The 25,079-nt window shown below is 52.1% G+C and carries 21 protein-coding genes; 20 read left to right on the top strand and 1 reads right to left on the bottom strand.

The window, feature by feature from the left end; translation table 11 throughout:
* The first annotated feature begins 20 nt into the window (after positions 1–20).
* From IEX98_RS27645 to IEX98_RS27615, 7 genes are all read left to right on the top strand, one after another.
* The gene (locus IEX98_RS27645; RefSeq protein ID WP_188892922.1) at positions 21–1,685 is read left to right on the top strand and encodes a DNA repair helicase XPB; all 1,665 of its coding nucleotides are present in this window, start codon (positions 21–23) and stop codon (positions 1,683–1,685) included.
* 24 nt (positions 1,686–1,709) lie between these two features.
* Positions 1,710–3,563 carry a helicase-associated domain-containing protein gene (locus tag IEX98_RS27640; RefSeq protein ID WP_188892921.1) on the top strand — a complete coding sequence of 618 codons (1,854 nt, stop codon included), beginning with the start codon at positions 1,710–1,712 and terminating at the stop codon, positions 3,561–3,563.
* Between the two features lie 83 nt (positions 3,564–3,646).
* The gene (locus IEX98_RS27635; RefSeq protein ID WP_188892961.1) at positions 3,647–4,135 is read left to right on the top strand and encodes a YlbF family regulator; all 489 of its coding nucleotides are present in this window, start codon (positions 3,647–3,649) and stop codon (positions 4,133–4,135) included.
* A 56-nt stretch (positions 4,136–4,191) separates the two neighbouring features.
* Entirely contained in the window at positions 4,192–4,455 is a 264-nt protein-coding gene (locus IEX98_RS27630) for a YlbG family protein (protein WP_188892960.1), read from the top strand.
* A gap of 198 nt (positions 4,456–4,653) precedes the next feature.
* On the top strand, positions 4,654–5,091 hold the full coding sequence (locus IEX98_RS27625) for a hypothetical protein (protein ID WP_188892920.1): 438 nt from the start codon (positions 4,654–4,656) through the stop codon (positions 5,089–5,091).
* 122 nt (positions 5,092–5,213) lie between these two features.
* A complete protein-coding gene (locus tag IEX98_RS27620; RefSeq protein ID WP_188892919.1) occupies positions 5,214–6,125 on the top strand; it encodes a selenium metabolism-associated LysR family transcriptional regulator in 912 nt (303 codons plus the stop codon).
* Entirely contained in the window at positions 6,116–7,006 is an 891-nt protein-coding gene (locus tag IEX98_RS27615) for a PHP domain-containing protein (protein ID WP_188892918.1), read from the top strand. The genes IEX98_RS27620 and IEX98_RS27615 overlap by 10 nt, the downstream gene beginning before the upstream one ends.
* Positions 7,007–7,336: 330 nt before the next feature.
* On the opposite strand, the gene IEX98_RS27610 is transcribed toward IEX98_RS27615, so the two are convergent.
* A complete protein-coding gene (locus IEX98_RS27610) occupies positions 7,337–9,145 on the bottom strand; it encodes an Rqc2 family fibronectin-binding protein (protein WP_188892917.1) in 1,809 nt (602 codons plus the stop codon).
* Between the two features lie 154 nt (positions 9,146–9,299).
* Between IEX98_RS27610 and IEX98_RS27605 the strand changes: the two genes are divergently transcribed.
* From IEX98_RS27605 to IEX98_RS27550, 13 genes are all read left to right on the top strand, one after another.
* On the top strand, positions 9,300–12,095 hold the full coding sequence (locus tag IEX98_RS27605; RefSeq protein ID WP_188892916.1) for a calcium-translocating P-type ATPase, SERCA-type: 2,796 nt from the start codon (positions 9,300–9,302) through the stop codon (positions 12,093–12,095).
* A 129-nt stretch (positions 12,096–12,224) separates the two neighbouring features.
* Positions 12,225–13,055, top strand: a complete 831-nt coding sequence (dapF, locus tag IEX98_RS27600; RefSeq protein WP_188892915.1) for a diaminopimelate epimerase — start codon at positions 12,225–12,227, stop codon at positions 13,053–13,055.
* A 12-nt stretch (positions 13,056–13,067) separates the two neighbouring features.
* A complete protein-coding gene (locus IEX98_RS27595) occupies positions 13,068–14,990 on the top strand; it encodes a bifunctional homocysteine S-methyltransferase/methylenetetrahydrofolate reductase (protein ID WP_188892914.1) in 1,923 nt (640 codons plus the stop codon).
* Positions 14,991–15,312: 322 nt separating this feature from the next.
* Positions 15,313–15,573 (top strand): extracellular matrix/biofilm regulator RemA, encoded by a 261-nt coding sequence (remA, locus tag IEX98_RS27590; RefSeq protein WP_005548256.1) that lies wholly within the window; start codon positions 15,313–15,315, stop codon positions 15,571–15,573.
* 13 nt (positions 15,574–15,586) lie between these two features.
* Positions 15,587–16,204, top strand: a complete 618-nt coding sequence (gene gmk, locus IEX98_RS27585) for a guanylate kinase (protein WP_188892913.1) — start codon at positions 15,587–15,589, stop codon at positions 16,202–16,204.
* Between the two features lie 16 nt (positions 16,205–16,220).
* Entirely contained in the window at positions 16,221–16,421 is a 201-nt protein-coding gene (gene rpoZ / locus IEX98_RS27580; RefSeq protein WP_188892912.1) for a DNA-directed RNA polymerase subunit omega, read from the top strand.
* Between the two features lie 765 nt (positions 16,422–17,186).
* Complete coding sequence (locus tag IEX98_RS29590; RefSeq protein ID WP_374705391.1) at positions 17,187–17,270, top strand: putative holin-like toxin; 84 nt, start codon at positions 17,187–17,189, stop codon at positions 17,268–17,270.
* Between the two features lie 347 nt (positions 17,271–17,617).
* Entirely contained in the window at positions 17,618–19,687 is a 2,070-nt protein-coding gene (locus IEX98_RS27575; protein ID WP_188892911.1) for a bifunctional aldolase/short-chain dehydrogenase, read from the top strand.
* 222 nt (positions 19,688–19,909) lie between these two features.
* Positions 19,910–20,668: a DeoR/GlpR family DNA-binding transcription regulator gene (locus tag IEX98_RS27570; RefSeq protein ID WP_188892910.1), complete on the top strand. Its 759-nt coding sequence runs from the start codon at positions 19,910–19,912 to the stop codon at positions 20,666–20,668.
* Positions 20,669–20,825: 157 nt separating this feature from the next.
* Complete coding sequence (locus IEX98_RS27565; RefSeq protein WP_188892909.1) at positions 20,826–21,554, top strand: (Fe-S)-binding protein; 729 nt, start codon at positions 20,826–20,828, stop codon at positions 21,552–21,554.
* Entirely contained in the window at positions 21,551–23,080 is a 1,530-nt protein-coding gene (locus IEX98_RS27560) for a LutB/LldF family L-lactate oxidation iron-sulfur protein (protein ID WP_188892908.1), read from the top strand. The genes IEX98_RS27565 and IEX98_RS27560 overlap by 4 nt, the downstream gene beginning before the upstream one ends.
* Positions 23,073–23,801, top strand: a complete 729-nt coding sequence (locus IEX98_RS27555; RefSeq protein WP_188892907.1) for a LutC/YkgG family protein — start codon at positions 23,073–23,075, stop codon at positions 23,799–23,801. The genes IEX98_RS27560 and IEX98_RS27555 overlap by 8 nt, the downstream gene beginning before the upstream one ends.
* A 49-nt stretch (positions 23,802–23,850) precedes the next feature.
* A complete protein-coding gene (locus IEX98_RS27550; RefSeq protein ID WP_188892906.1) occupies positions 23,851–24,564 on the top strand; it encodes a FadR/GntR family transcriptional regulator in 714 nt (237 codons plus the stop codon).
* Positions 24,565–25,079: the final 515 nt, after the last annotated feature.

Raw genomic sequence — 25,079 nt, 5'->3', positions numbered from 1 at the left:
ATACGAAACGGGGGATCGCCATGCTGGAGAGTCAGGACGGGCCGCTCATCATACAATCGGATATGACGGTTTTGCTCGATAATATGCATCCTTTGTCGGAGAAAGCCCGAGATCAACTCGGTATGTTCGCGGAAATGCTGAAGAGACCCGGCAACTGGCATACTTACCGGATTACAGCATTAACGTTGTGGAACGCCGCAGCCGGAGGTATGCAAGCAAACGATGCCGTTGCAGTGTTAACCCGTTACGGGCGCTACGGCTTGCCTGCTTTCGCGGAATCCAGCATTAGAAGACTAATGGACCGCTACGGCAAGCTCCGTATGGAGCATCGCGGCGAACAGCTTCTGCTATGCGGAAGCTCAGAGCTTCTGGATGAGCTTCTGGAGAAGAAGGAACTGGAGGCATGGCGCAAGAAGAGATCGGGCAGCGAAGAGCTGGAGGTGCGTCCCGAGGACCGGGGGATGCTTAAGCAGGAATTGACCCGGCTAGGATATCCGGTTGTCGATCTGGCCGGCTATCACGCGGGTGAATCCTTGACGGTAGAGTTAAGAGCTGCAACCCGGGGGGGAAAGCCTTTCGCCTTGCGGGATTATCAGCAGCAAGCGGTCGAGCGCTTTTATAGAGAAGGAACGGTTCAAGGCGGGAGCGGCGTTATTGTATTGCCCTGCGGGGCTGGGAAGACGATTGTTGGTATCGCCGCACTTGTTCAGCATCGGAGCGCAGCGCTTATCCTAACCTCCAATGCTACATCCGTAAAGCAATGGAAGGAAGAACTGCTGGACAAGACAACGCTGCAGCCTTCCGAGGTGGGTGAATATACAGGGGTAACCAAGCAGGTTCGACCTATAACGATCGCAACCTATCAGATTTTGACTCACCGCAAATCGAAGGACGAGCTGTTTCGTCATATGAAACTGTTTTCGGAGCGGGACTGGGGACTCATTATTTATGATGAGGTTCATCTGCTGCCGGCTCCCGTGTTTCGGATGACGGCGGAGATTCAGGCGACAAGGCGTCTCGGTTTAACGGCAACGCTGGTCCGCGAGGACGGCTGCGCGGAGGACGTTTTTTCGCTGGTTGGACCCAAGCAGTACGATCTGCTATGGAAATCGGTTGAGGCAAAAGGTCATATCGCGGCCGTTACCTGTACGGAAATCAGAGTCCCTCTCGACCAGGGCATTACCGAGCTGTACCATAGCGCTGAAAAAAAATCCAAACTGCGGCTCGCCGCCGAAAATCCCGGCAAGCTTGATGTGATCAAGCGGCTGCTTCACCGGCATGAAGGCACTCCGACGCTAATTATCGGTCAATATTTACAGCAGCTGCACCGGATAGCGGAAACGCTGGACGTTCCAGTCATAACGGGCGAATTGCCGATACAAGAGCGGCAGCAGCTGTACGATCGCTTCCGGTCGGGCGACGTTCCGGTGCTGGCGGTATCGAAGGTCGCTAATTTTGCCGTTGATTTGCCCGATGCAGCGGTTGCGATCCAGGTGTCCGGAAGCTACGGTTCGAGGCAGGAGGAAGCGCAGCGGATTGGCCGGATTCTTCGTCCCAAGCAAGGGAGGAACGAGGCCTGGTTCTATACGATTGTGAGCGATGGCACAAATGAGACGGAGTTTGCGCTGAGAAGACAGCTTTTCATGGTGGAGCAGGGCTATCACTACGAGTTGGAAAAAGGGTAAGACCAGAAAGGAGTCGCTTCATAAATGAACGTGAGACAGCTGTCGGAACGGCTTTCGGCCGGCAAACAAGCGGAATTTATGGAAGCTGGCGCATGGCAGCCGGCTGCCCGAGAGGGGCTCCGATGGCAGAATGTGGCTGCGGATGCACGTTACGTGGAGTTGGCTGCCGGATTACTGAGCAATGGAGCTCGAGCCGTGTTCCGAGCGCTGCTTGCCAGATACGGTCCAGTTCCGGTCCTGGAAGAACATCTGCTGCGTGAAGGTCCTGCTGACGCGAGGCTGTCGCGTGCGGAGTTCCGTTGCGGGATGAATGAACTGCTGCAGGCAGGAATATTGCTCGCTGCCCGCCGGAGCTGGGGGGAACGGTATTATTTTACGGTGTGGGACAGCTTTAAGGTCTGGCGAAACTGCTTGCTGCCCTGTGCGGTCTCCCCGATTGCGGACAAGGATTGCCGGCTGGAGATGGCAGAGGAGCCGGCTGTGCCGTTAGGCAGACAATTGCTTGCATCGTGGACGGAGCTAGCCCGATGCGGTCTGGAATTGACGACTAAAGGACAGCTGGCTAAAAGAACCGTGCAAAAAGCGAGTCAGCCATTGGCTGCTGCAGACGTTTGGCTTGAGAGACTTGGCTCCCGTGGCGGAGAGACGGGCATCAGCTATCCGCTAGGATTGGCATTGGCGCTTGAAATCGCTAGTCGTATGGAATTGATCGTACCGGGGCAAAAGCGGCTGGTCTGGCAGACAGAGGCATTATCGGAATGGCTGGCAATGCCTGCGCTTATTCGCGAGTCTATGCTTCATGAATGGTGCATGCTTCACTTGGCTTACCAGAAGCCGCAATCGGCTCATGCGGCAGCCGTTTTAAGCAGCTTGGAAGCGGGTAAATGGTATGAAGAGCGAAAGCTGACAGACCATCTATTGGAAATGCTGCATGTGCTGCAGCATGAGAGTTGGGTCAAGCCTATATCCTTAAACGGCTGGGAGGAATGGCTGGAGCTCCTGCTGGCTTTCGGATGGCTGGAGCGGGCGCAATCTCCGGCAGGATCACTGCTGCGATGGCGGATCGAGCCGCGAAGCAGCCAGGCTGCTGCTTCACTTGCAGCTTCCGCCGGACAGCTTCGTTCAGCGTCTATTATCGTAGAGCCTAACGGTGATGTGATCGCTTTTCCCCATAGTGATTTCCGGCTGTTATGGGAGCTTGAGCTTATCGGGGAGCGCGTATCATCCGCTGACCGTCTGACGGTATATCGGCTTAGCGCAGCGGCAACGGCCAGAGCGTTGAAGCAGGGACGAACGCTGGAATCTATTTTATTATTTTTGCAGGAGGCTTCTGGTACGGAGCTGCCCCCGCTTGTCCGATCGTGTTTGGAGGATTGGTCTTCTGCTTCGGGACAGAACGAGAGGGTTAGAAAAGAATTAGAATCAGAATCAGAATCAGAATTGTTCCGAAGTTTTCCTTTTCTGGACGCGAGCTTGGAAGGGGGATTTCATGAAGGCATTCCGCTGGGACCCTCTGCAGGGATGCTGTATAATGGCTGGCTGGAGCAGCATTTCGAACTGCTGGAAGAGGACGGGATGCAGCAGCCATTTCCCGAGCTGGAGCGCGTGCCTGTAAGCTGGGTGAAGCAATTTCGCGCCTATCATCATTCTACGAAAAGGGAAATGCTGGAACGGGCGCTGTCCTGGCATTCCCCGGTTCAACTAAAGATAGAGGGCGATCTGCTTGCATTCGTCCCGGACAAGCTGGAGCAGGATGCCAGCGGCTGGACCGTTTCTGGCTTGCTCCGGGAGGAACAGCTGCAGCGTCAGGTAACGTTGACTCCCGACATGTGGGAGGAAATGAAGCTCGTCCTGCCAGGCATGGACGGGTTTCTGTAAAATGGTATCTATTCGCGCAAGTATTATGATATGATAGTAAAGAAGTAAGCGAATTGAGAAGAGGTGAATAAATGCCCAATGCTATGAGGGTTTCTGCCTACACGCCAGAACAATCGTACGATGCAAGCGGCGTTTCTTCGCTCGATATGGCGTCGCTGCTGCTTAGCGCGTATGAGCTAGGCGATTCGATCAATCAATCGGCGGAGGTTGCCGAATATTTATATTGGAAAGATGCTGTCGACCGTGATGTCCAGGTGGAGCAGAAGATGAAAGAGTTCGCGAAAGCGAGGGAGCTGTTTGAGGAATGCCAGCGTTTTGGGCGTTTCCATCCTGATTATCACGCCGCGAAGGATAAGGTGAAGGCCATCCAGCGCGAGCTGGACGGGATTGAGTCTGTTGCCAAGTTCAAGGCGGCTGAGCATGAAGTCGACACGATGCTTTTCGAAGTGTCACGGCTTATCGCTGAATCGGTGTCGGAGACGATCAAGGTTCCGAGCAACGAAGGCACGTCCAAGGGCGGCGGTTGCGGAAGCGGCGGTTCCTGTGGCTGCGGAAGCGGCGGCTGCGGTTAGACGAAGGAATGCTGCTCGGCAGCGAAGCTGAAAAGACCTTACGGAGGGAAGAGATGTTGTTAGCCGAACGAACGGGGTATATCATTTGGGTCAGCGATCTGAAAGCGGCCAGAAACCTAGATAAATATGGCACGGTCCATTATATGTCGCGCAAAATGCATTATGTCGTTATGTACATGAATGCAGAGCGGGCAGAGGATGCGGTGCGCAGCATCGGACGTCTTCCATTTGTCCGAAAGATTGAACGATCCTACCGTAACGAGCTTAAGACCGAGTACACCAAAGATAACGATGACAAATCGCATTTTTACAGCATGTAGTAATCGTACAGTAACAACAGGAAGACGGTTTGAAGGTGAAAGATTGCCGGAAAACCGTCTTCTTTTTTCATATATTTACATTTTATTACAATATTGGTGCGGCTTTATTTTATTGTTGAAAAATCGGACAATCATGGTAAAATAATGAGTACATAATAGTAAAATAGGCCTGGTTCTTTGGAAGGGGTGTGGTTTGTAATGAAGGACAAAGTGACTAAAAGATGGAACACCTACGAAACATTTTATATCGATTTGGGCGATAAAAAAGTAGCGGACATCGTCATCACGAACCACGCGAGGAGCCGTTGGTCTGATCGCGTAGAAACCGAGAAGACCGGGTACGAGGATATAGCAGATTTTCTCTGGGACTGCCTTAAGAAAGAACGGGTCAAGCCTTATTACCGCAACGAACAGGACGTTTACTTAATCGATGACGATCTTGTGTTTGTAGCCGAGTTTACCGTGTCTGAGAATGATACCGACCTGCTCGGAAACCCTCTACATAAAATGATTATCGTTACCTTCCTCGGACGAATGTCGGAGACGATTGAATTGCGGGATCTGAAATCTTACTACTCATGGCTGCGTCACTCCAGAAGAATGACATTAGTGAAGAACAGCAGAAAACGAAAATAAATGTTAAAGTTTGTATAAATATTGTAAAGGCGCGGCTCGGATTGGACGAGCCGCGCCTTTTTGATGCGTCTATTCGCGGCCTTGTAGTATAATAGGCGTCATAAGAGAGGGTGGTCGCACAGATGGCGCTTAATTTTCATCAGCTGCATATTTTTTACACGGTTGCGGATCGGGGGAGCTTCTCGGCGGCCGCAGGCGCGCTGCATATGACTCAGCCTGCCGTAACCATGCAAGTGCAGTCGCTTGAAGACTATTTCGGGACGAAGCTGCTGCAGCGCTCGACGAAGAGAATCGATTTGACGGAAGCAGGCAAAGCGCTAATGCCTTACGCCCGGCGCAGTATCGAGCTTATTCGCGATACGGATCAAGCGATGTCTACGTTTACGAGGCAATTGAAGGGAAAGCTGCAGCTGGGTGCGAGCTTGACGATCGGCGAGTACATTTTGCCGCGTCTTCTCGGGCCTTTTGGCATGGAGTTTCCGCATATTACAATAAGCATGAAAGTTATAAATACGGCACAGATTATGGAAGACATTTTGAATCATCAATTAAATTTTGGATTGATCGAGGCGCCCGTCAACCATCCGGATATGCATATGGAAGCGGTTATGAGCGACGAGCTGAAGCTGATCGTGCCGAAAGGGCATCCGCTTGCGGGACGTACGGATGTTATGCTGGACGAGGTGGCAGATTATCCATTTGTTCTTCGTGAGCAAGGGTCTGGAACCCGGCTTGTGATGGAGGAGCAGTTAAAGCGCAAAAATATCGATCCGGCCGATTTGAAGATCGTTATGGAGCTTGGAAGCACTGGCGCTGTCAAATCAGCGGTTGAAGCGGGACTGGGTGTCTCCTTTCTGTCGGCATCCTCAGTCAAGCATGAGGTGGCGCTTGGACTTCTTCATATCGTACCGATTCATAACGTAAGGTTCAGGCGGCAATTTTACTCCATTTATCTGAAATCGGCTGTGCTGCCGATATCTGCGGTTACGTTTCTTACCTTTTTGAGAGAGAGGGATCTGCAACAATGGCTGTAACAAGCAATGGAAAAGCGGATTTGCATACGCATACAACGGCTTCGGACGGGACTCGGCAGCCTGCAGATAATGTACGGCTGGCAAAAGAAGCGGGGTTGTCGGCGGTTGCGATTACCGATCATGATACGATGGCGGGCGTGGAAGAAGCGATTGCCGAAGGGGAGAGGATTGGTATTACCGTCGTACCCGGTGTAGAGCTAAGCACCGTTGCCGAAGGGCGTGACATTCACATTCTCGGGTATTATACGGACTGGCGAGATGTGTTGTGGCAGGAGCGGCTTGCCGGGTTGCGCGGCACGAGAGACCAGCGCAATGAAATGATCGTTGAGCGGCTGGTACAGCTCGGTGTGTCTATCACGATGGATGAAGTGATTCGTGCTGCGGCTTCGAGCGAAGCGGCAGGCGACGGCAATGGGAGTTCTGCTCGGGCTAAAGGGAAGACAATCGGACGTCCCCACATTGCTGAGGTGCTGTTGAATAAGGGTGTCGTGTCAACTATGAAAGAAGCATTTGATCTTTATTTGGCTGAAGGCGCTGCGGCTTACGTCAATCCGCCCCGGCTCCATCCCTTTGAAGCCATTGAATGGATCAGGGAGGCGGGCGGAACGAGTGTCATTGCCCATCCTGGTCTCTATGGCGACGATGAACTCGTCGAGAAGATCGTTCGCCGCGGCATTGAAGGCATAGAAGCCTACCATTCCGATCACGATGCTGAAGCGGAAGCGCGCTATGTGCAGATGGCTGAGCGTCACGGCCTGCTGGTGACAGGCGGCTCAGACTATCATGGCGAACGGCAGGGTAAAGTGTTCCACGGTGCAATTGGCAGCCGGACGGTGAACGCAGACGTGCTGCGGCAGCTCAATAAGCGGAACAGGGATTAGCTGAAGCGCGCATTGCTGATAGAAAAGGCGGGGGCGGAGGTTTATCTAGAATGGATGAACTGATGACCTGGGACAGCGTCAAAATGCAAATGTGCATTTTGATAGCTGCATTTTAGCCGAAAATGGGCTTCAAAATGCAAAAATACATTTGAAATCGCTGAAAAAGGCCGAAACGACGCGTTTCGGCTTTTTCAAACTGTATTTTTACATTTTGAGGATGAAAATCAGCGGTAATTGGCATCTCCAAACTGCAGTTTTACATTTTGATTTAAAAAGGGTCAGCTGTGAAGAAGCGATAATGCTCGCTTCTTGCCGCTGACCCTTTTAACGTTAGTTGACGCTGCGGGATGGCAGTTGTTTCAGACGTTGTTCATCGGGTGTGATGAACAACGTTTTTTGATGGTCGTAGATGACAAAGCCGGGCTTGGCACCGCTTGGCTTACGGACATGCCGGATGAACGTATAATCTACCGGAACAAGGCTCGACGAGCGCGCCTGACTGAAGTGAGCGGAAAGCATGGCAGCTTCCTCCAGTGTAGCGTCGCCAAAGTCGCCGCCGCGGATGACAACATGCGAGCCGGGAATATCTTTCGTATGCAGCCAGGTATCCGCTGGGGAGGCGAGCCGGTTCGTTAAATATTCGTTTTGCGTATTGTTTTTGCCCACATAGATCTGCGCTCCCTCGGAGGAAGTGTAGCAGAGCAGAGTAGGGCGTGCTGCCTTTTTCCTTTTCGGTCCACGCTTGGCCCGGTCTCTCAAATAGCCTTGCTCCACCAGCTCCTCGCGAATCTCCTCAATGTCGGAGAGGGAGGCATTGTCGAGCTGCTGCAGCAAAGACTCCAAATATTGAATTTCCGATTGTGCCAGCTCCATCTGTTCGCCTACGATCGCGATACTGTTCTTGTGCTTCGTATAGCGCCTGAAATATCGCTGGGCATTGTCAGATGGAGTCAGTTGCGGATCAAGCTCGATTTTGACAGTTGCCTGTTCTTCGTCATAAAAGTTCACCAGCTCCACCGACTTATCACCGCGCTGGATTTGATGCATGTAGGCGGTCACAAGCTCTCCCAGTACACGGTATTTGTCTGCGTCCTTCGCTTCCTCCAGCGTTTCTTGGAGCTTATCGATTTTTTTCGCATTTTTCGCCTTTTCGTTTTGGACGAAACGGATGAGGTCGGAGACGCGCTGCTTCACGGTATCCCGTTCGGCTTTGTCGCCGTAATAGGCTTCCAGACATTCGCTTACCGTCTCGAAACGTTCCACTTCTCCGTCAATATGGGTCAGCTCCGTTACGGAGAAGAAAGATTTGCCCTTTGCATCGGTGACGATGTTTGGCGCAAAGCGTCCCGTGCGAATTTGCTCCGTGAAGCGGGAAAAGCTTTCCCAAAGGCTCAAGCCTTCGTGCTCGGAACGATATACGAGCTCTTTCGCCAGCAGCGGACTTAACCCGCTGAAGGCTTGAACGAGCTTTTGCTGCGGTGTCAAGGCAGTTGAAGAACCCGCTGAAGCTGGACGCTCTGGACGCTCTGCCTCTATCTGTTCAGCAGCAGCTTCACTAGCCGCATCCGCCAGCTCGCGTGCATGCAGCGCGGACCAAAATTGCTCCTCGCTGTCGATTGCCAGCGGATCGACTTTGCCCTGATCGGGCGGTGCCGTGTAGCGGCTGCCCGGCATAACGATCCGGAAGCTGCTGATCGCCGGCGTTACATGATGGATGCCGTCATGGATATTGCCGGTGTTCGGATCGAGCAAGATTACGTTGCTGTGCCGGCCCATAATTTCGATAATGATTGTCTTTGCGGACACATCGCCGAGCTCATCCCGATGGCGTACGTCGATATGAATGATTCTTTCGCGTCCGATTTGGCGGACCCCTTCAATAACTGCGCCTTCGCAATGCTTGCGGAGCAGCATGCAGAACATCGGAGCTTCCAGCGGATTCATATAGGATGCGTTCGTCCAATGAACGCGAGGATAAGTCGGGTTAGCGGATAGAAGCAGCTTGCCGGGATTGCTGCCCCCGCGAATGCCGAAGACCAGATCATTGTCTGTCGGCTGATGGATTTTATGAATGCGGGCGCCGATGCTGCGTCCCAGTTCTTCTACAATTGCATGTATAACGATACCGTCTAATGCCATGGCTTATGTATCTCCTTTGTGAGCCGTATTCTCCTATCATGCCATAGTTGGGCTAAAAACTTAAGCCCTGTTGGGATATTTCGCAGGTTGTCCGAATACATTTAGGCTTGAGAGGCTGTCCGAGGGCGCTCGGCATTAACGGGAGGGAGTCACGATGGAACAAAAGAAATGGCACCAATTAGGAAAGAGCGAGTTGGCGGAAACGCTGGGCAGCTCGCCCGAGCAGGGATTGTCGCCGGCGGAAGCGGCAGAGAGGCTTGCTGCACACGGCAGAAATGAGCTTGCCGAGGGCAAAAGGGTTTCGCCGATTCTTCTTTTTCTGAATCAGTTCAAAGATTTCATGGTGCTTGTGCTTATGGGCGCAACTCTTATATCGGGGCTGCTGGGCGAATATCTGGATGCGATTACGATCGTGCTGATTATTCTGCTGAATTCAGTTCTCGGCTTCGTACAAGAGTTTCGTGCGGAAAAGTCGCTTCATGCGCTGAAAGAACTGTCTGCCCCGATGGCAAAAGTGCTGCGTGATGGACAACAGCTTGCCTTAGCGGCCAAGGAACTGGTAGCAGGTGATATCGTCTTGCTGGAAAGCGGGGATCGGATTCCGGCTGACATCCGGCTGCTGGAGGCCAATAGCTGTTACATTGAAGAGTCAGCATTAACGGGAGAGTCTGTACCAGTAGGCAAGCATGCAGCAGCGATTCAGGATGATGAGCTGCCGCTTGGCGATCAGCGCAACCTTGGATTCATGGGAACGATGGTGACGCGTGGTACAGCCAAAGGGATGGTTGTTCGCACCGGCATGAACACCGAAATGGGGAAAATCGCCGGGCTGATCGATCAGACTGAGTCGATGGAGACGCCATTGCAGCACCGGTTGGAGCAGCTTGGCAAAATATTAATCGTCGTAGCAGTCGCATTGACGATCGTAGTCGTAATAGCGGGTATCATGCATGGCCAGCCGGCTTACGGCATGTTCCTGGCAGGGGTGAGCTTGGCGGTTGCAGCCATTCCGGAGGGACTTCCGGCTATCGTCACTATTGCTTTGGCGCTGGGCGTACAACGGATGATCAAGCGCAAAGCGATCGTGCGCAAGCTGCCATCAGTAGAGACGCTAGGCTGCGCATCCGTTATATGCTCCGATAAAACGGGCACGCTGACCCAGAATAAAATGACCGTCACCCATATTTGGATGGGCGGGAGAAAGCTGAATGTAACGGGCGAGGGGTATGACATTAACGGAGGTGCTTTTGAGGATGGAGCTCCCGTTGATCTTAAGCAGGATACGAGCCTAAGAAGACTGCTGCATATCTCTGCGCTTTGCAATAATGCGGTGTTATATAAGGAAGAAGTTGCGGCTGACGCCAATGGAAAGAAAAGAAAAAGCAAGGAGCCGCAGCATGAATGGGTGATGAAGGGGGATCCGACGGAAGGTGCACTGACCGTTCTGTCCACCAAGCTGGGTCATTCGGCAAAATCACTGGAAGGCCTTTATAAACGGGAAAAAGAATTTCCATTCGATTCCGAACGCAAGCTGATGTCAGTCGTCGTCTCTCATCAAGGCGGTCGCCTGGTCTATACGAAAGGCGCGTCTGACGTGCTGCTGGATCATTGCAACTATGTGTTGTGGGAAGGTAAAGTGACGCCATTCACGGCTACATTGAAGCGCAAATGCGCGGAAGCAGCGGAGGAAATGGCCCAGTCTGCGCTTCGCGTTCTAGGCATGGCATACCGCGATCTTCGCAGCACGGATGCATGCGATAACGAGCGGGATGCTGAAAGCCAGCTGGTCTTCGTCGGCATGACGGGAATGATTGATCCGCCGCGCAAAGAAGCGCGCGAGGCGATTGCGACGTGCCGCCGTGCAGGTATTAAGACGGTGATGATTACCGGCGACCATCAATTGACGGCCGAAGCAATTGCCGGACAGCTTGGCATTATGCCTCGCGGCGGTTTGTCGTTCAGCGGGCGTCAAATTGAGCAAATGACAGACGAGCAGTTGGACCGTCAGGTCGACAACGCCTACGTCTATGCCCGGGTATCACCGGAGCATAAGCTGCGTATCGTAAAGTCGCTTCAGCGGCAAGGGCATGTCGTCGCGATGACCGGGGACGGCGTCAACGACGCTCCTGCGATCAAAGCAGCCGATATCGGAATTGCGATGGGCATCACCGGCACCGATGTATCGAAGGAGGCGTCAGCGCTCGTTCTGAGCGACGATAACTTCTCTACCATCGTTTCGGCAATTGAGGAAGGGCGAAACATTTACGAAAATATTCGTAAGTTCATCCGCTACTTGCTCGCGTCGAACGTAGGCGAAATCTTGACGATGTTTTTGGCGATGCTGGCGGGCTTGCCGCTGCCGCTCGTGCCGATTCAGATTCTATGGGTCAATCTCGTCACGGACGGTTTGCCAGCGATGGCGCTTGGCGTCGATCAGGCGGAGAAGGATTTGATGCAGCAGAAGCCTCGTTCTGCTAAAGAGAGCATTTTCGCAAGACGGCTTGGCTGGAAAATTATTAGCCGAGGCTTGCTGATCGGCATATGCACATTGGGTGCGTTCTGGCTTACGCTCCGTGAAGCACCGGGGGCGCAGCAGTTGGTCAAAGCGCAAACCGTTTCTTTTGCAACATTAGTGCTCGCTCAGCTCATCCATGTGTTCGACTGCCGCAGCTCGCGTTCGATTTTCCACCGCAATCCGCTGCAAAATAAATATTTGGTGTTTGCCGTCCTATCGTCACTTCTGCTGATGCTTGGCGTTGTCTATATTGAAGCGCTGCAGCCAATCTTCAAAACCGTTCCGCTGGGCTTCCGGGAATGGTGCCTGGTATTTGTAGCTGCTGGAATACCGACTTTCTTGATGGGAATTGGTAGCGTGTTGGGCTCGAGAAAGCCGAAAAACAAGCAAGCGAACATGTCGCTGAAGCCAAATTCGCCGTTGCTGCGCCGTTAATCCTGTCTAAAAATGCAAATGATGATGTAAATTATGAATAGCGTTTCTCCCAGCTTTGCGGTATGCTAATAGGAAAAAATGATAGCTTTCCGGCTCTGGAAAGCCGCAGCATAAGGGAGTGCGAATTCATTGAAATTTACTAAAATGCATGGATTAGGCAATGATTTCATCGTAGTTGCCGGTGAGCAGCAGCTTCCGGAAAACGCAGCTCAGCTTGCAATTGAGCTTTGCAATCGGTTTTTCGGCATCGGTGCGGACGGTCTCGTATATATTTTGCCATCGGAAATCGCTGATTTCCGGATGCGCATCATCAACTCCGACGGCTCTGAAGCGGAGCAATGCGGCAATGCGATTCGCTGTGTTGCGAAATATGTTTATGACAACGGTTTGACCAATCAAGAAGAGATTACGATTGAGACGCTTGGCGCTGGTGCACAGCGGGTACAGCTCACTGTGGAAAGCGGCAAAGTGCAAACCGTTCGTGTCGACATGGGCGAGCCGATTCTAAGTGGCCTGCAGGTTCCGACAACGGTTGATGCCGAGCAGGTTATAGAGCATCCGGTAACGGTTGACGGGCGGGAATTCCGCTTTACGGCTGTATCGATGGGCAACCCGCATGCCGTCATTTATGTTGACGACGCGGTCAACTTCGATCTGGCAACTTGGGGACCCAAGCTGGAGACGCATCCTTTGTTCCCGCGCAAAATCAACGTAGAGTTTGTTACTGTGAAATCCCGCTCGCATACGGATATGCGCGTGTGGGAGCGCGGTGCAGGCCCGACCCTCGCTTGCGGAACAGGCGCTTGCGCCACCGTCGTTTCCTCCGTTCTGAACGGCTTGACGGATCGTACGGCGACGGTGTCGCTCAAAGGCGGGGACCTTCTGATCGAGTGGAATGAAGAAGACAATCACGTCTATATGACAGGGCCGGCTGCGGAAGTATTCCGCGGCTCGTTGTAAGGTGGGTGCCCTATGACGAATATAACGGAAAAACTTAATTTAAGAGAAGCGCTCGGGCAGCGCATTTTGACCGGAGACGGCGCGATGGGAACCTATCTATATCAGATGGGGTTCCCTGTCGGCGTTTCATACGAAGAATTCAATACGCTGCGTCCTGATGTCATCGAGAACGTGCACCGGAGATATTATGAGGCCGGAGCTCGCGTCATTGAGACGAATACGTTCTCTGCCAATTTAGAGAAGCTTGCAATTTATGGTTTGGATTCAGAGATGGAGGCCATCAACCGCGCGGGTGTTCGAATTGCCAGATCCGCTGCAGGTGACGATGCCTACGTCGTTGGGGCAGTCGGCTCGATCCGCGCCGGCAAGCTCAAAAACATCCGTACAGCCAAAGTAAGCGAAGCGTATGAGCGTCAGATGGATGCGCTGCTAACAGAAGGCGTTGACGGTATCATGCTGGAGACATTTTATGATTATGATGAAATGCTGCTTGCGCTGCGCATTGCCCGCAAGCTGTCCGCTGATGTGCCGGTTATTTGTCAATTTGCAGTTGAAGACGTTGGCCGCACGCAGGACGGCACCGGCTTGAAGGAAGCGTTCGATCAATTGCAGCTCGCTGGTGCGGATGTTGTGGGCTTCAACTGCCGCAGCGGTCCGAATGGCATTATGCGTGCTATCGACGCGATTTCCGGACCGGTACAGCTGCCGATGTCGATTTTCCCGAACGCCGGTATTCCTGATTACGTAGACGGCAAGTATACGTATTCGGCTGGCCCGGATTATTTTGCGGAGACAGCACGCCGGTTTGCTGACCGCGGAGCACGCATCGTTGGCGGCTGCTGCGGTACGACGCCGGAGCATGTAGCTGCAATGTCCGCCGCTTTACTGGACTATGTGCCTTCACCCGGAGGCAGCCAAGCAACTGCAGTTGCTGAACCAAAACAAGCCGAGACGATTATCGTTACGAAGCCTGCAGCTGCAAAACCGGAAGTGGCAGTCGTATCCGGTGCGGATACAGGAGACGGACAAGCACAAGAGCCGTCGCTTGTTGATCTGGTGAAAGAGCGTCATACCGTTATCGTGGAGCTTGATCCGCCGCGTGATCTCGATATCCGCAAATTTATGGATGGCGCAGCAGCCTTGAAGGCGTGCGGAGCAGATGCGATCACGATGGCTGACAATTCGCTTGCGGTTACTCGAATGAGCAATTTGGCGCTTGGCGCGCTTGTACAGGAGAAAATCGGCCTGCGCCCGCTCATTCATATCGCTTGCCGCGACCGTAACTTGATCGGCACACAATCGCATATGATGGGATTAGACGCACTGGGCATCGATCACGTACTCGCTGTAACGGGCGATCCGGCTCGCTTTGGCGATCTGCCGGATTCCAGCTCGGTATATGACCTGACTTCTTTCGAAATGATCCGTATGATCAAGCAATTGAACGAAGGTATTGCTTTCTCCGGCAAACCGCTGAAGCAAAAAGCGAAGTTTGTCGTTGGCGCCGCGTTCAACCCGAACGTGAAGCATCTCGACAAAGCGGTGCAGCGTCTGGAGCGCAAGATCAAATCGGGCGCCGATTATATTATGACGCAGCCGGTTTATGATCCGAAGCTGATCGAGCAGATCGGCGAGGCGACAAAGCATTTGGACATTCCAGTATTTATCGGCATTATGCCGCTCGCCAGCGGCCGCAACGCCGAATATTTGCATAACGAGGTTCCCGGCATTCAATTGTCTGATGAAGTTCGTCAGCGCATGGCCGGTCTGGAAGGTGAAGCGGGACGGGCCGAAGGCGTCCGTATCTCACAAGAGCTTCTCGACGAAGCGGTTAAGCATTTTAAAGGCATTTATTTCATGACGCCGTTCATGTTTTACGACATGGCGGTTCAATTGACCGAATACGTTTGGCAGAAGACAGGCGTGAACCGCTAGCAGCATTTTTGTCCGTGAAGGAGAGAAAACAGCCATTTTTCGCATGAATTCGCTTTTTCTCTTGTTCGCAGGCTCAAAATCAATTAAAATAGTTAGCAATGGACGGCTGCAGGCGATCGTGTATTCCTTTACAGGATAGCAGCAGCTCGGAATCGGCTAGCGCGAGAAGCGCGCCGGGAGCGTATGCTCCGGACTTTTTTCGTCAACAATAGTGCAATGGTTCTGTCTTATATTGGCAAAGGTTCGGCTTCATCGTCCAAACCGATGTTCATCTTAATTTCATTCGAGCAGTTGCACGAGGAAGACCGGAGGGGGACCTTACTTGGCTATAAAACTTATTAATATCGGTTTTGGCAATATTGTTTCAGCAAATCGAATTATTTCGATCGTAAGCCCGGAATCGGCTCCGATCAAACGAATCATCCAGGAAGCGCGTGACCGTCATATGTTGATTGACGCGACATACGGCAGACGCACGCGAGCTGTCATCATTACGGACAGCGATCACGTTATCCTGTCGGCAGTGCAGCCGGAGACGGTAGCGCATCGATTGTCGACCAAGGATGACGATAACGACGAATAGTACGGGGAGTCATATGGATAAGGGATTGTTAATTGTATTGTCGGGTCCTTCCGGCGTAGGCAAAGGAACGGTATGCTCGGTCCTGCGCGAGAAGATGCCTGATCTCGTGTACTCGGTGTCGGCTACAACACGGACGCCAAGACAAGGGGAAATTGACGGCGTAAACTATTTTTTCAAATCGAGAGAGCAGTTTCAGGACATGATCGCGCGCGATGCTTTGCTTGAGCATGCCGAATATGTCGGGAACTACTATGGAACGCCGCGTGATTTCGTAGAACGCACTCTTGCCAGCGGCAAGGATGTTATTCTGGAAATCGAGGTACAGGGCGCGCTGAAGGTGAAAGAGAAGTTTCCGGAAGGCGTGTTTGTATTTCTTATGCCTCCTTCGCTGGATGAGCTTAAACAGCGGATTACGGGCAGGGGAACAGAAACGCAGGATACAATCAATCACCGGATGACGGTAGCGGTTGAGGAGATTAACCTGCTTGGCCATTATGACTATGCAGTTGTTAATGATGAGATCGACGCTGCTTGCCACCGGATTCAAAGTATTATCGTAGCCGAGCATTGCCGCGGGGACCGTTATTTGTCCCATTTGGCAGAGCTGCCGACTCCGATCGAGAAAGCTTGAGAAGAGGTGAAATATAATGCTATACCCTTCTATTGATGAAATGGTTAAAAAAGTCGACAGCAAGTATTCATTGGTCGTAGCAGCTTCCAGACGCGCTCGTATGCTGCGTAACGGCGAGAAATCGGAGCTTCGCAATCCAAAATCACGCAAATTCGTCGGTGTTGCCCTAGAGGAGATTTATCACGATATCGTTGTCGTGGAATCGACTGAGGAATAGGATTGAGAAGATGAGGAATGCCCTCGCAGGCATTCCCATAATAGAGAAACCCTGTGTTTTTTCAAACACGGGGTTTCTTTTTTTTGTTCACGCTCTAATCTCGGCAGATACCGCAGATATACAGTTTTTTGCTTTATAACGCATTAAGCGATTGGGTTACTGTAATTGAAATTTAATAGTACATTTTGATTCGCTGCAAACGGCCCCAAATAACGATCAAAATGCAAAAGTGCATTTGAATTCGCTCTGAACCCCTCTAATCGGTGCTTTTTAGCCGATCAACCTGCACATTTACATTTTGATGCGATAAATCGCCGAAAAACCGGCTGACAACCTGCAGTTTTACATTTTGAGTGTTTAGCTCTAAGCCCCTTGCCCTGCTGAATGGTTTGCTCTGCTCTGGTCTTGCTAAATCTCTTTGCTCTGAGTCTTTTGTTCCGGGCGGGCTGCGAGAGGAGGGGAGCGGAGCGTTTTGAGTTCAGGATGACATCTCGAAGATTCTATCCATTTTCATCGTGTAGGCAATGGGAGAAATGGAATCAAGAACGGCAGCATGAACCAAAACGCGCAGCGAGCCCGGGGTCACTCATAACCCTCAATAGCTTTTCGTTACGACCTCGGAGTTACTCTAGCACCAGCAACAAGCAGAGCAAAAAAACGACTATTGAAATCGCTTACAAAAATTGGTTCTTTTATTGTACACACAGGGCATATGATTTAGTACAATAGACAGCTTAATAGGGGTGGCGGAATGGGGGTGAGGACATGAGCGTGAATGAAGCCTTAATGCTAATGATTTCGTTCGCCACCTTGGTTGTTGCAATGTTAGCTTTTCGTCATAAGAAATAGACCCGCCCGGCCATGAACCGGTCTATTTTCTTATTCTAACAAACAACCGCCTCTACACGCTGGCTGTTGAAGATGAGGGAGTCCGGCGGTAACCGGCTCCTTTTTTATTTTCCGCCTACGTTTACTAGAGTGAAGGTGGCCTCGTTGAACGAATGACTCACACAAAAGTATCTTATTCATCGCCGTACATAAATATTACCCATAAATTCGGGCAGGGAATGCCCGTTTGTTTTTGAAAAACATATATTCAAACATAAACAAATGTGTTATCATACATTCAAAGATAAACAAACAAAGAAATCATTCTATTCAATTAAAATCAAACATGAAACCGGAGGACAAACAACATGGTACAAAGTTTGTGGGAATCATCCAAAGCATCGCAGCTTGACGCAGGACTGGAGCAGCTCGTCTATCGTTCCAACATCATTGGCGCGGATCGCCGCGTATGCAACTGGGGCGGAGGCAATACGTCCAGCAAAGTTGTCGTGAAAGATTTCCGCGGCCGTGATGTAGAAGTGATGTACGTGAAAGGCAGCGGCTCCGATCTGGCTTCGATGAAAGCGGGCAATTTTACAGGTCTGCGCATGGACGATATCCGTCCTTTGTTCGAGCGCCCGGAAATGTCCGACGAGGACATGGTTGCTTACCTGGTCAATTGCATGATCGATTCCAAACATCCGCGCGCTTCGATTGAAACGCTGCTCCATGCTTTCCTTCCGTTCAAGCATGTTGATCATACTCATCCCGACGCTATTATCAGTCTCTGTTGTGCGGATAACGGTAAAGCGGTAGCCCGCGAAATTTTCGGCGACCGTTTCGTATGGGTTCCTTATGTGCGTCCAGGTTTTACACTTTCCAAAATGATTGCAGAGGGCGTGCTGGCCAACCCTAACGCTGAGCTTGTTCTGATGGAGAAGCACGGTCTTGTTACTTGGGGCGAAACGCAAGAGGAATGCTATGCGAAAACGATTCAAATCATTAGCGAAGCAGAGGCGTATATCGAGGCTCGCGTTGAGGAGTCGAAGCTGTTTGGCGGCGTGAAGCATGAATCGCTTCCAGCAGACGTTCGCAGAAGCATTGCTGCTCAAGTCATGCCAACAATTCGTGGTGCGGTAAGCGATGCGAAAAAAATGATTCTGACTTTCGACGACGAGGCGGATGTGCTGCAATTCGTTGGCGGAAGCAAATCGCTGGAGCTGTCCCAAGTTGGCGCAGCTTGCCCGGATCACCTTGTTCATACAAAGGTTGTGCCATTGTTCATCGACTGGACGCCAAACGCAGATGATATCGAAGGCTTGAAAGCGAAGCTGAAATCGGCTGTTGAAGCCTATAAAGAGCAGTATCAAGCTTACTTCGAGCGCAATAAGAATGAAGGAGACGTGATGTTCGAAGCAGCTCCGCGCGTCATTCTTATTCCGGGTGTCGGCATGATCAATACGGGCAAAAACTGGGCAATGTCCAAAGTAAGCGGCGCGCTCTACCACCGTGCAATCGCGGTTATGCGCGGTGCAACGGCGCTGGGCGAATTCGTCTCCTTGTCCGAAAACGAATCCTATAACGTGGAATATTGGCCGCTTGAGCTTTACAAGCTGAGCCTGGCGCCTGCTGAAGCGGAGTTCTCCCGCAAAGTAGCGTTCATAACTGGCGGAGCAGGCGGCATCGGCAGCGAAACGGCACGCCGTCTCGTATCCGAAGGCGCGCATGTCGTGCTGGCGGATCTCAATCTGGAGGGTGCGCAAAAAGTTGCAGCCGACATTAACGAGAAATATGGAGAAAACCGTGCGATTGCAGTGAAAATGGATGTGACGAGCGAAGAGCAGGTCGCTGCAGCTTATGCGGAAACGGCAATTGCTTATGGCGGCGTAGACATTATCGTCAACAATGCGGGCCTGGCAACATCCAGCCCATTCGACGAAACCTCACTGAAAGAATGGAATCTGAACATGAACGTGCTGGGCACGGGCTATTTCCTCGTTGCCCGTGAGGCATTCAAGCTGATGAAAACGCAGGGAATCGGCGGCAACATGGTGTTTATCGGCTCTAAAAACTCGGTTTATGCAGGTAAAAATGCATCGGCTTACAGCTCGGTGAAAGCGTTGGAAGCGCATCTGGCCCGCTGCATTGCGGCCGAGGGCGGCGAATTCGGCATTCGTGTCAACACGATTTTGCCGGATGCAATTTTGCAAGGCTCTGCGATCTGGAACGGAAGCTGGCGTAATGAGCGGGCTGCCGCTTACGGCATCGAACCGGATCAATTAGAAGAATACTACCGTAAGCGTACGACGCTGCTCGTTAACATTTATCCGAAGGACATCGCCGAGGGCATCGCGTTCTTTGCTTCCTCCAAGTCGGATAAAACGACCGGCTGCATGCTGACGATCGACGGCGGCGTACCGGCTGCATTTACGCGTTAAGAAATAGAGGAAACCGATTCATAGCTTTATATAAGGAGTGCCGATTCCGATCGGCATTCCTTATGCTATTGTGGCGTGTAACAGCCAATTTGTTCTTTCAGCGCAATTTGCGTTGTATATAAGAGGGATAGGCATTAAAATATCGGTATGTATTGGAAAAGTTAATGTGCGGCTGGCAGTGTGCCGGCTGCCTTCACATTATGAGTTTAGGAAGAGGTTGCGATGCTGGTAGCGGAACGTTATGAAAAAATAGTTCAGTTGGTCAACGAGAGGAGCAGCATCCGGGTATCTGAGCTTAGCGAGCTGTGCGGTGTAACGGAGGAGACGATCCGGCGCGATCTTGACCGTCTGGAGCAGGCGGGAAGGCTGCGGAGGTCGCATGGCGGGGCGGTAAGCATCAGGGAGCAGCAGCCGGAGACGCCTTATGCGGAACGTGAAATCACTCATGCGGAAGAGAAAAAACGGATTGCCCGCGAGGCGCTGTCGTTCATTCAGCCTAATGACCGCATTTTGCTGGATGCCAGCTCTACCGCTTGGTATATGGCCTCGAATTTGCCTGACATTCCGCTTACCGTGCTGACCAACTCGATTAAAGTGGCGGTGGAGCTAAGCGGCAAGGAGAAGATCGAGGTTATCTCGACGGGCGGACTGCTTGCTTCACGCTCGTTGTCCTACGTTGGGCCGCTTGCCGAGCGCTCGCTTGACGCTTATTACGTGAATAAGCTGTTTCTCTCCTGCAAAGGCGTACATTTGGAAAAAGGCATCAGCGAATCGAATGAGCTGCAAGCGCGGATCAAGCATAAAATGATCGGTATTGCCGATCAAGTGATTTTGCTGGCTGATGCAAGCAAGTTCGGTGTTCAGGCTTTTACTCACGTTGCGGATTTAAGCGAGGTGAATGCAATCGTTACCGACCGGCGAATACCGGATGCGATTGCGGCGCAATTGAAGGAACGTGAAATTGCAGTAACGGCTGTTTAATAGGTAAAATAATAAAAGTGCGGCGGTCGGTAAACCGCGCAGTTCTTCCTTGGGGATGGACGATGGTCTGACCGCACGCTGTTTTATAAATTTGTAAGCGTTTGATCATACTTGCTCAACTTGTCTGATAACCTGATAATAAGCGGGGGTGTTTGTAATGAAAGTGTCTTTATTTATAACTTGTTTAAGCGATGCGATTTATCCGCGGGTTGGGGAAGCGATGGTTCGGCTGCTCGCCCGTTACGGCGTTAAGCTTGATTTTCCGACTGTACAAACCTGCTGCGGCCAGCCGGCCTTCAACAGCGGATACTGGAAGGAAGCCAGAGCTACAGCAGCTACGATACTCGATGCTTTCGAAGACAGCGATTTCGTCATTTCTCCTTCGGGCTCCTGCACGGGAATGATCCATCATTACCCGAAGCTTTTTGAGGATGATCCTGTCATGCTGGAGAGAGCGCGCAAACTGCAAAGCAAGTCCTACGAATTTACACAGTTTCTCGTTCAAGTGCTAGGTGTGAAGGATGTCGGTGCAATTTTCCCGCATAAGGTAACGTATCATCCATCCTGCCACGGCAGCCGTTTGCTTGGCGTGAAAGAAGAACCGCTGGAGCTGATGCGCAATGTACAGGGACTTGAGCTTGTACCGCTGCCATTTGCTGAGGATTGCTGCGGCTTTGGCGGTACATTTGCAGTGAAGATGGCCGATATTTCCGGTGCGATGGTGACGGAGAAAGTCGACCATGTACTAGAGACTGAGGCAGAAGTGCTTGTCGGACTGGATATGGCGTGCATGATGAACATCGCGGGCAACTTGCGGTTCCGGAACGAGCCGGTGAAGGTCATGCATTTGGCGGAGCTTTTATACGAAGGGGTGAAGCAGGCATGAGCACGACATCAACGGGAGTACCGTCCACGGTTAAGAAACGTGCCGATCTGGCGCTTAACGACGAGTTTTTGCGCAAAGCGGTTAAATTTACGACGGAGCGGCTTCGCAACGGTAAAATCAACGCTGCGGAGGAGCACGGCAACTGGGAGGAATGGCGGGAGCGGGGACGTCAGATCCGATTGCATACGATTGCCCATCTCGATTACTATTTGAATTTATTCGCCGATAATGCGAGAGCCAATGGCGTTCATGTCCATTTTGCCTCTACCTCGGCAGAAGCGGTCAAGCTGTCGCTTGAAATCGCGCAGCGCAAGCAAGCGAAATCAGTCGTGAAGTCGAAGTCGATGGTAACGGAAGAACTCCACTTGAACCATGAGCTGGAAGGGATCGGCGTGGAAGCGATTGAGACTGACCTGGGTGAGTATATTATTCAGCTTGCGGGCGAGACGCCTTCCCATATCATTATCCCGGCTATTCACAAAAACCGGTATCAGATTGCTGATTTGCTGTCCAAAGAAGCTGGAGAGACGCTGGAGCCGGATACCTCCATTCTGGCGGGCTTCGTACGTAAAAAGCTGCGGGAGAAGTTTTTGGAGGCGGACATCGGCATGACCGGCTGCAATTTTGCCATTGCGGAGACAGGGTCCATGGTGCTGTTCGAGAACGAAGGCAACGCTCGTATGGTAACGACGGTGCCGAAGACGCAAATTACGCTTATGGGCATGGAGCGGATTATCCCTTCATGGTCCGACTTGGAAGTGATGGCGACGCTGCTGCCGCGCTCGGCGACGGGACAGAAGCTGACCGTTTATATGTCTGGCATTACTGGCCCGCGGCGGGAGGTTGATGCTGACGGACCTGATGAGATGCATATCATTATTGTCGATAACGGCCGTTCGCTGCAGCTTGGCGATTCGGAGTTTCAGGAGCTGCTGAACTGCATCCGCTGCGGCGCTTGTCTGAATGCTTGTCCCGTGTACCGGCATATCGGCGGACATGCATACGGGGGTACGTATAGCGGTCCTATTGGTGCGGTATTGACGCCAGCATTGCAGAAAAACATCGCAGAATGGGATGATATTGCCAACGCGTCGAGCCTTTGCGGCGCCTGTTACGAGGCCTGTCCGGTCAAAATTCCGCTCCATGAGATGCTCATCTATTTGCGCCGGAGGAAGCAGGAGGGCGGGCATGGCGATGCGGTCGAATCTGCCGGTATGAAAGGCTTTGCAGCTGTTCTTGGAGATGCGAAACGGTTCCGCGGCATATTGCGGCTCGGGAAGTTGGGACAGAAGCTAGTCGTACGGAACGGAGAAATCCGGACGAAATTCGGCCCGCTGAAAGGCTGGAACAGCTATCGTGTGACGCCTAGCTTGCCGAAGCGGTCTTTCCGCGAGCAGTGGGGGACGCTGGAGGAAGAGCTTCGACATGGGCTGCGGGAGATGGATCCGGCTATGCAAAACCGGATGGAAGCAATTGCGAGGGAAAGAAAGAACGGAACCGGGGGAGGTCACGGACATCATGGCTGATACACATCAACAATGGCTGGAGCAGCGTGCGGCGGAATCCCGCGCGAAGCAGGAAGCTTTCATGAATGATATTGCAAGCAAATTGAGAAGGCCACGGGTGATGGAAAAGCCCGCACATCCTTTTCGCGGCGCACCTGATTTTTGGAAAGCGTATGAATGGCCGTTGGAGGAGCGCGTAGAGCGGTTCTCCAGCAATTTCAAGAGCGCAGGCGGGCATGTGGAGCGTTTGGCTGATATGGAATCGGCTAAACGGTTCATTGCAGCGAAGGCAGAGGAACTGGGAGCGCATTATGTCATCCGGCAAAATCAGCCGGAGCTGAATGAGCTTGGATTGGAAGCGGCGCTGCCGAATGCTGAAGTTTCGGTATGGAACAGCGATTTCGAGCAATATTGGAAGGCTCGTGCGGCGGAAGCGGATTTTGGCATCGTTGTGGCAGACTACGCTGTGGCTTATACAGGTTCGGTTACGGTGCTGTCCTCCAAGGACAAGGGCCGTTCGGTCAGCCTGCTGCCAACCGTGCTGTTTGTAATAATCCCGCTAGAGCGGCTGAAGACGCGGCTGGGTGAAGTGCTGGTCGGCTTCGACGAGGCGGGGCGCGAGCAGCTGCCGGCGGGCATTCACTTCATCTCCGGGCCAAGCCGTTCCGCTGATATTGAGAATGACCTGACTATCGGCGTTCACGGCCCGGGTGTCGTCTACGCACTGATCGTCGGTTCGTAATATAGTAAAGCTGCTATGCTGCATGTTAGAGTAAGGAGGGAGGGACGCTATGCAGGTAACGAGGCTGACGAAGAGAAATCACTATGAAGAAATAACCGAGCAAATTAAACAGCTTATTATAGACGGAAATTTAAGGGTTGGAGACAAGCTGCCTTCGACAAAAGAAATGTCGGAGCGTTTCGGCGTCGGCCGTTCGACGACACGGGAAGCGCTCAGCGCTCTGAAGGCGATGGGGCTGATCGAAATTAAGCAGGGCGGAGGCTGCACCGTTATCGGCAGCTTGCCTGTGCTGTCGGAGATCGAGCTGCCGGAGCTTCGTTCGCTGAGGATGAACCGCGAGACGCTGCTGGAGCTGCTGGAAGCGCGGCAATCGCTTGAGGTTTCCAACGCCTCGATCGCTGCGGTTAAGCGTTCCGAGGACGATTTGTCCACTCTTCGCGTCATTGTGAACGACATGAAGCTGTCGGTGGGCGATGATGTAGAGGGCGAGCGAACTGATCTGCTCTTTCATGCGGCATTGGCTAGAGCAACAGGCAATTCCATTATGGTACGGCTATTCGAGTCCATTACGAGCCAGATGGAGACGGCCATTCACGAGATTCGGCGCGTCGAGCTTTACGCCAACCGCTCTGTAGCCGAAAGGCTCTATGAAGAGCATTTGGCGATCTTTGAAGCGGTAGCTGCGCAGGATGCGGACACTGCCGCACGCTGCATGAAGCAGCATCTGGATCATGTTGAGCGGATGCTGACGAAATACGTGTAATGGATGGGAGACCGCCTCATGGGCGGGCGCTAGTTTACTGCGCCTGGTCATGAGGCGGTTTTTTTGAGTGGGGGAGTAGCAAATGAAGCATCTTGGTGGGGAGCAGGAGGATGAACCTTAGTAAGCCATCGGTTAGATCTGTATTGGCACTGAAATTATGGGAAGGCGCCAGAATTATGAGCAGCCAGAATTAATTGGTTGTACTAACTGATAGCGGTAGTTACTTTGTCGTAAGGTTACAATTGAGCAAACGGACATCTGATGGCAGAGGGAGACAGGGTGGCGAGTAAACAGGGAATTCATTGTCGTTGTGCACAGCAGCAAATCAGCTTCTCTGGCTGTATGCGAACAGGTAATTTGGCGGACGTCGCTGAGCCGAGTAGCGAAGCAGATTCGCAAAATAGAGAACCTTCATTCGCTGTAAACGACCGTTTTCGGGGAGAAGTTGCTTGCTGCTGAGAAATAGCGAAGTTAGCTTCGCAATTGGTGAACTTAGGTTCACGAGTAGCGAAATC

It is taken from the genome of Paenibacillus radicis (ex Gao et al. 2016), assembly GCF_014641555.1.
GTDB lineage: Bacteria > Bacillota > Bacilli > Paenibacillales > Paenibacillaceae > Pristimantibacillus > Pristimantibacillus radicis.
The sequence above is the reverse complement of the archived record's forward strand: the minus strand, read 5'-3'. Positions and strand labels throughout refer to the sequence as shown.